General features: G+C 66.4%; 3 protein-coding genes and 1 pseudogene. 3 read left to right on the plus strand and 1 reads right to left on the minus strand.

Annotated features, from left to right (window positions below):
- From ACEN88_RS19740 to ACEN88_RS19750, 3 genes and pseudogenes are all read left to right on the plus strand, one after another.
- Positions 1 to 963, plus strand: a pseudogene (locus ACEN88_RS19740) (beta-galactosidase); the annotation flags it as partial.
- A 218-nt stretch (positions 964 to 1,181) separates the two neighbouring features.
- Positions 1,182 to 4,154 carry a TonB-dependent receptor gene (locus tag ACEN88_RS19745; protein WP_413342254.1) on the plus strand — a complete coding sequence of 991 codons (2,973 nt, stop codon included), beginning with the start codon at positions 1,182 to 1,184 and terminating at the stop codon, positions 4,152 to 4,154.
- 85 nt (positions 4,155 to 4,239) lie between these two features.
- On the plus strand, positions 4,240 to 6,222 hold the full coding sequence (locus ACEN88_RS19750; RefSeq protein ID WP_413342256.1) for a beta-L-arabinofuranosidase domain-containing protein: 1,983 nt from the start codon (positions 4,240 to 4,242) through the stop codon (positions 6,220 to 6,222).
- On the opposite strand, the gene ACEN88_RS19755 is transcribed toward ACEN88_RS19750, so the two are convergent.
- On the minus strand, positions 6,183 to 7,778 hold a 1,596-nt coding region (locus ACEN88_RS19755; protein ID WP_413342258.1), incomplete at its 5' end, for a glycoside hydrolase 43 family protein. The genes ACEN88_RS19750 and ACEN88_RS19755 overlap by 40 nt on opposite strands.

Genomic DNA, 7,778 nt, shown 5'->3' on the forward strand with positions numbered 1-7,778 from the left:
GCGCTGCCGGGCGTGGAGCAGGGCGCCGTCGTCGGCTGGTCGCAGTTCGTGCTGGCGTCGCCGCGCGCCCCGCAGAAACAGCTCGCCACCGTACCGCCCGTCCGCACGGACGGCGCGGTGGAGCTGCGCGCCGCCGACGCCGTACTGCGCGTAGCAAAGGACACGGGACTCGTGACCTACACGGTGGCCGGCCGCACGGTCCTGAAGGGCGGTTCGCCGAACTTCTGGCGCGGCCTGACGGACAATGACGAAGGCTCCGGCGTGGACAAGAGCCACGGGGTGTGGCGGACGTTCACCGACCAGCGCAAGGTGCGCGACGTGACCGCGACGGCCGATGGCGTGCGCGTGCTGTTCAGCTTCGGCGCCGGCGCGGCGCACTGGGAAAACATCTATCGCATGCGCGCCGACGGCAGCGTCGACGTGCAGGCCAGCTTCACGCCGCTGCGCGACGACCTGCCGGATCCGCTGCGCCTGGGCCTGCGCTTCGACAGCCTGCCGGCGCTCGATGCGCTGTCATGGTACGGCCGTGGTCCGTACGAATCGTACGCGGACCGCAAGACGGGATCCGCACTGGGCCTGTACGCGGGCAAGGTGGCGGACCAGTACCACGGCTACATCCGCCCGCAGGAAAGCGGCAACAAGACGGACGTGCGCTGGTTCCAGCTGCAGGACGGCGCCGGCAGCGGCATCCGCGTGGACTTTGATGCGCCGAGCGCGTTCAATGCGCTCGCGTTCCCGTACGAGGACCTGTACCTGCGGCCGCGCGGCACGTGGAAGAGTTCCGAGATCGCGCCGCATGGCGACGGCTCGGTGCTCGTCGACATGGCCCAGGCGGGCGTGGGCGGCGACACCGGCTGGAGCCTGGACGGGCGGCCGCACGTGAAGTACCGCATCCCGCTCGCCCCCGCCAGCTATCGCTTCGTGCTCGCCCCCGTGCGTGCCCAGCGGGTGGCGGAGCAGTGATCGATAACCGGGGCATTCGCGCCCCGGATCACGACGCCGGCGGCCGGTCAAGCGGCGGCGTCGTGTAAATACCACATCAACAATGATATTTCGCAAAGGTATTACCACGAGGAAGGACGCGGCCTATAATTCAACCTAGATTTGTTATCGATACCTAAAACGCCGGCCGTACAGAGCCGGGGAAAACCATGCCAAATCGGATTACAGAGGAGAACCAAATGAAGCACAATCACCGCAATTTCGGACCGAAGATGTCGGTCGTCGCCGTGGCGCTCGCCCAGGCTTTCGCAGGCCACGCCTGGGCGCAGCAGGCGGACGCCAACACCGTCGTCGTGACGGGCATCCGCGCCAGCGCGCAGTCGTCGCTGGCGATCAAGCGCGACTCGATGGAGGTCGTCGACTCGATCAGCGCGGACGACATCGGCAAGCTGCCGGACCCGAACGTCACCGAGACCATGACGCGCATCCCCGGCGTGCAGGGCTACCGCTACGGCGGCGAGGGCGCATCGCCCGTGGGCACCGGCTCCGGCGTGACGATCCGCGGCCTGTCCGGCCAGACGGCGTCGGAAGTGAACGGCCGCGCCTACTTCACGGCAGGCAGCCGCGAATTCAACCTGGAAGGCGCGATTCCGGGCATGGTCGCCGGCATCGACGTGTATAAAAACCCGTCGGCCGAACACATCGAGGGCGCCATCGGCGGCCTGGTCAATATCCGCACCCGCAATCCGAGCGACTTCAAGGGCCTGACGGGCGCACTGAACATCGGCGGCCGCTACAACGACCTGGCGAAGAAGGGCAATCCGGAACTGTTCGGCATGATCGCCAACCGCTGGAACCTGCAGGGCGGCGGCCGCATCGGCGTGATGGCGGCAGCCGTGTTCCAGCAGAGCACGGGTCGTTCGGACAACAACCCGGGCAACGGCGGCGCCAACTACAAACGCGCTGTGCGCGCCGACAGCGCCGAATACGCGACGCTGGCCGGCGCCAATACGGCGAACGATCCGTCGAAGCCGATGTCGCAGTACGTCGGCCGCACCGACGTCTCTTACCTGGCGGGCGTGCCCACGCTGCCGACGTCGACGACTGCCGGCGCCTACATGCCGAACCTGGCCGGTCTGACCCAGGAGCAGATCGGCAACGTCATGGCGGCGCCCGCACTCACCAATAACGTGTTCCAGGAAACGATCATGCGTACCCGCCGCGGCCTGAATCTGGCTGCGGACTGGCGCGTCGACAATACGCTGCGCTTCTACGTCGACGGCAACTACACCTACTACCTGTATCACCAGAACTACCGCGGCCTGAACTCGTCGGACAACAACAACCAGGCCAACAACGTTCAGAACCTGCAGACGGCGCCGTTCAACCTGACTGAACAGTTCGCCAACGGCAACCTCAACGGCGGCAGCAACGACGTCCTCGCCACCAAGCGCTTCCTCAGCGGGAACTTCCTGAACACGAGGATGACCACGACCGGCGGCGACGAGCACCGTCCGTACACGACGTGGATCGCCGCGACCGGCGCCGAATGGCACCCGACGCCGGCCCTGTTCCTGAAGGCGGACATCAACTTCATCAAGGCCGACCAGACCCAGGACAACCGCTCCGTGACCCTGCTGTCCAATCCGGGCCTGTACTGGACGGCCAACCGGGTCAGCGATGGCGCACCGCACCAGTTGACGTTCACCGGGCCGAACCTGTCCGATCCGTCCAACTTCATGTACCAGGCGTACAGCAACGGCACGCACCAGAGTTACCACGACACCGGCGGCGCGGTGGCCCTGGACGGTACGTACTCGCTGGACGACGGCTGGTTCTTCAGCCGCCTCAAGTTCGGCGCCCGCGCCGCGCGCCAGTCGAGCAGTTACAACAACTTCGGATTCGGCGGCCGTCCGCTGACGAGCGACGGCCTCGCGCTGGCTGCCGACGGCAGCAACGGCATCTCGGCGGCGAACGGCGGCCATACGCAATCCTCACCCACCAACTTCATGGACGGCCTGGCCGGCTATTCGGGCGGCTACGTCGTCTACAACCCGGACCAGCTGCTGGGCAACCAGGTGAGCGGCGCCTTCCCGAAAGCCGGGATCTTGCCGGAGAACGGACTGACGGAACAACTCCTGTCCCGCCGCTATACGAACGAGAAGACCAAGGCGATCTACCTCGTGGGTGAGTTCGCACTGCTGGATGACCGTCTCAAGGGTAACGTCGGCGTGCGCGTCGTCCGCACCAATGGCGAATTCGTGGCGCAGGTGGCGGACCCGATCACCGGCGCCATCGGACCGTACCGCCGCACGACGTCCTACACGAACGCACTACCTTCGTTTAACCTGACCTACGACCTGGCGAAAGACTTCCTGGCGCGCTTCGGCTACGGACGCGGCATGACCCGTCCGGGACTCGACCAGCTCAATCCATCCCTCACCGTCAACTCGACCCAGGGTACGCTGCAAATCGGTAACCCGGATCTGCGTCCGCTGACCGCGAACAGTTTCGACTTCTCGCTGGAGCGCTACTTCAGCAAGACGAACTACCTGGCAGCCGGTGTGTTCGACAAGGAAATCAACGGCTTCTTCAACGACGTCCAGAATTGCGAGAACGTCTCGCTCGCGACGGGCTATAGCGGCGCCGTCTCGAACGGTTGCCCGAGCGGCCAGCTGTTGGTGTCGAAGACCCTGAATTCCGAGAAGGGCTATGCGCGCGGCGTCGAGCTGTCGGGCCAGTACTTCTTCGACAGCGCCCCCGGCATCCTGAAGAACTTCGGCGTGGCCGGTTCGTACACCTATGTGAAGACGGACAACCCGTTCAACGTGGGTACGAAGGCCGCGCCGAACATCATCTCGACGCCACAACCGTTCGCCTCGAAGAACAGCTACAGCGTGAGCGCCCTGTACGAGGACAACAAGGCGTCCGCGCGCCTGGTCTACACGTGGCGTTCTCCGTCGGTGCTGTTCGGCTTCTCGCCGAACCCGATCGACGGCCGCTACATCGATGCCTACGGTATCCTGGACGGCTCGTTCAACTACCAGCTGACCGACAACCTGGCGCTGTCGCTGATCGCGTCGAACATCACGAACAAGACGCTCAATCGTAACGTCGGCGGCCTCGGGAACGAGAGCGGCATCGAACGCCAGCACTACGAGAACGGCCGCTTCTTCGGTTTCAGCTTGCGCTACAAGTTCGGCAACCTGTAATCTTCTCTCTCGTCGCGGGCCGCGTGCCCGCTTTCGACCGCCGCCGGTGTTTGCCGGCGGCGGTTTTTTTACGAAAGGGTTTTCGATGTCCTTCACCCGCCGTTCGATGCTCAAAGCCACCCTCGCGGCGTTCCCGGCGCATGGTCTCGCCCGCGACCTCGGCCAGCATTCGCCGCCCGTGCCGGTCGATGCGGCGCGTGCGTTCCTGGCCAACCAGGTGCGCCTGCTGCCGGGAAGTCCGTTCCACTTACGGCAGGAGCTGCATCGCACAGGGGTGCTCGCGTCCTATGATCCCGACAAACTGCTTTACCACTACCGCGCGTTGGCGAAACTTCCCCAGAAAGCAGGCATCGAGAAGGGTTACGACGGCTGGGACAGTGAATTCCTTCGTGGGCACATGACCGGGCACTATCTGTCCGCCGCGTCGCGCATGGCGGCGGCGACCGGAAGCCTGTTGTTTCGCGACCGGGTCGACTACCTCGTGGCCGAGCTCGCGGCATGTCAGAAGAGCCTGAATCAGGGTGGCTACCTGGCCGCGTTTTCCACGGCCGCCTTCGACCAGCTCGAAGGCAAGCCCGGGGCCGACGCCGGGGGCATCGGGGTGCCTTATTACACGATCCAGAAGATCATGTCGGGCCTCATCGACGCCCATGCCTACGTCGGCAACAGGCAGGCACTCGACGTGGCCACCCGGATGGCCGACTACTTCGGCAAACGGCTCGCGCGGCTCGATGCCGGGCAGGTCGACCGGATATTCCGCACGGACGGCAGCCGCAATCCGCAAAACGAATTCGGTGCGATGAGCGACGTGCTGACGGAACTCTACAAGATCGACAAGAATCCCCGGCACCTCGACACCGCCCGCATGTTCCACCGCGCCTGGTTCGTCGGCCCGCTTGCCGACGGCGAGGACCGGCTGGGCGGCGTGCACGCCAATACGCACATCGCGCAGGTGGTGGGCCTGGCCAACGCCGCCAACGTCGATGGCGACCCGCTGGAACTGAAGGCGTCCGAGAACTTCTGGCGCCTGGTCGTGCACAGGCATTCATTCGCCAACGGCGGTACGTCGGTGAACGAATGGTTCGACAAACCCGGCGTGGAGGCCGGCCCGTCGATCGACAACCAGAAGGTATTGCCGCCGACGACCGCCGAGACGTGCAACACCCACAACATGCTCAAGCTGACGACAAGGCTGTTCGAGCGCAACCGCCGTGCGGACCTTGCCGACTACTACGAGCGTGCGCTGTACAACCACGTGCTGGCGTCGGTGGCGCCGGACTCGGGCGCCATGACCTATTTCACGCCGTTCCACGGGGACTTTCGCACCTATCTCAACGGCAGCTTTTGCTGTACCGGCTCCGGTATCGAAAACACCGCACGCTACAACGAAGGCATTTACTTCCACAAGGACGATACGCTCTGGGTGAACCTGTATATTCCGTCCGAGCTCAGTTGGCGGCAAGCCGGGATCGTATTGCGGCAGCAAGGGGACATCACGCGCGGCGACCCGGTGCGCCTGACGGTGGTGAAGCCGGGAGCCCGCGCCGTCACGGTGAATCTGCGCGTTCCCGCATGGGTCGCCGGACCGGTGACGGTCAGGATCAACGGCAAGCCGCAAGGTGTGGACGCACAGCCCTCGACCTATATCGCGTTGCGGCGGCAATGGAAGGCCGGTGACGTGATCGACCTGACGCTGCCGGCGGGGCTGCGGCTGGAGCGGTCCATGGACGACGCCTCGACGGTCTCCCTGTTCCATGGCCCGGTCTTGCTGGCCGGAGAACTCGGCAGGGGCAGCATGCCCGCCAGCGACGTGGGCGACAAGGATGCTTACCTGAAGATTGCCGCCGTGCCGGTTCCGGATATCGTCGGCAAGTCCGGCAACCCCGCCGATTGGCTCGCGCCGATCCCCGGCGATCCGTCCGCGTTCAGGTTCAAGGATGCAGGTCCGGCCAGCGGCATCGTCGTCCGGCCGCTGTTTGACCTGCACCATCAGCGCTATGCCGTGTATTGGCGCCTGAACGCAGCCGGTCAGTACGGCCCGGCCCCCGGCGCAGTCACGTTGAAGTAATCGGCTTCGAGGTACGACGGCTGCGTGCGCGCCCGCGCACCGACGCTGAACAGGCCCACCTGCGCGCCCACCCACGTGCCGCGCGTGACCGGGAACGGGGCGCCGGCCGGCTTGAACGGGCGGCCGTCCACGCTGTACGAAAAGCCGACGAACGCCGTTTCGTACATCGACATGCGCAGGACCACCTCGTCCGGCGCGTCCGGCAGCACGACGGTGGACTCCTCGCGGCAGCGCGGTCCGAACGGGCCGCACACGGTGCGCACGAGTTCCGTCTTTCCGCCGCTGCGGCGCAGGCCCACCCAGCCATACTGCATGGCGTTAATGATCAGACCGGCCCGGTCGCCGTCGACGGCACCCTCGAGGCGCACGCGGGTCTCCACGACGAAGCGCGACGCGGGCACCTTCTGCGTGAGGATCGCGCCCGCCGCGCGCACAAAGCCGTCGGCTTCCGGCACCACCTGGGTGGCGAGGCGCAGGTGGCCGGGGTTGTCCGTCAGCGAGTACCAGCCGGGCGCCGGATTCGCGCCCCATTGCCACTGCAGGCCGAGGGCAGGGCCATCGAACGCATCGCTTGTCGCCGGCGCCGCCGGGCCGAAGCCTTGCACCGGTTTCGCGTACGTGTTCACGGGTTCGCCGACGCCCGGCGTGCGGCCCGGTGCGCCGATGACCGGCCAGCCGTCCTGCCAGCGCATCGGCTGCAGGTGCACGACGCGGCCATACGCCCCCTTGTCCTGGAAGTGCACGAACCAGTCCTTGCCGTCCGGGGCATCCACCCACGCGCCCTGGTGCGGCCCGTTGATCGGGGTGTCGCCCTGGTCCATCACGCGGCGTGCCTCGTACGGTCCGTCGATCGAGCGCGAACGGAACACGGCCTGCCAGCCCATCTCGACGCCACCGGCGGGGGCGAACACGTAGTAATAGCCGTTCGCCTTGTACAGCTTCGGCCCTTCGACCGTGTGGTAGCCGGGGTAGCGGCCGCCGTCGATGATGATCTTGCCGCCGTCGTCCAGGAGGCGGGTCGCCTGCGGATCCATGCGGCGCAAGGTCAGCACGTTGTTGATGCCGGCGCGGCTCTTCGCCCACGCGTGCACCAGGTACGCCTTGCCGTCGTCGTCCCACAGCGGCGCGGGGTCGATGATGCCGCGCCCGGCCAGGAGCAGCCGCGGCGGCGTCCACGGGCCCGCGAAACGCTCGGCCGTCGTCACGTAGACGCCGTAGTCCGGGTCGGGGTAGAAGATCCAGAAGCGGCCGTCGTGCCAGCGCAGCGTCGGCGCCCACACGCCCTTGCCGTATTGCGGACGGTCGAACACGTTGGCCGGTTCCAGCCGGGGCAGGGCGTGGCCGACGAGCGTCCAGTTCACCAGGTCCGGCGACTCCAGCAGCGGCAGGCCGGGCGCATTGTTGAAACTGGACGCCGTCATGTAGAACTTGTCGCCGACGCGGATCGCGTCCGGATCGGAATAATCCGCATGCAGGATGGGGTTGCGGTAGCGGCCGTCGCCGAGGTCCGCGCTCCAGGGCGCGGCGGCGAGGCCCGTGGCCGCTTGCTGCTGGGC

It is taken from the genome of Massilia sp. CT11-108 (assembly GCF_047302915.1).
Classification (GTDB): Bacteria; Pseudomonadota; Gammaproteobacteria; order Burkholderiales; family Burkholderiaceae_D; genus Telluria; species Telluria orientalis.

Bases quoted from the DNA above. Each gene is read 5' to 3' on its own strand.
- ACEN88_RS19745 (WP_413342254.1), top strand. From the start codon at position 1,182: ATGAAGCACAATCACCGCAATTTCGGACCGAAGATGTCGGTCGTCGCC.
- ACEN88_RS19750 (WP_413342256.1), top strand. From the start codon at position 4,240: ATGTCCTTCACCCGCCGTTCGATGCTCAAAGCCACCCTCGCGGCGTTC.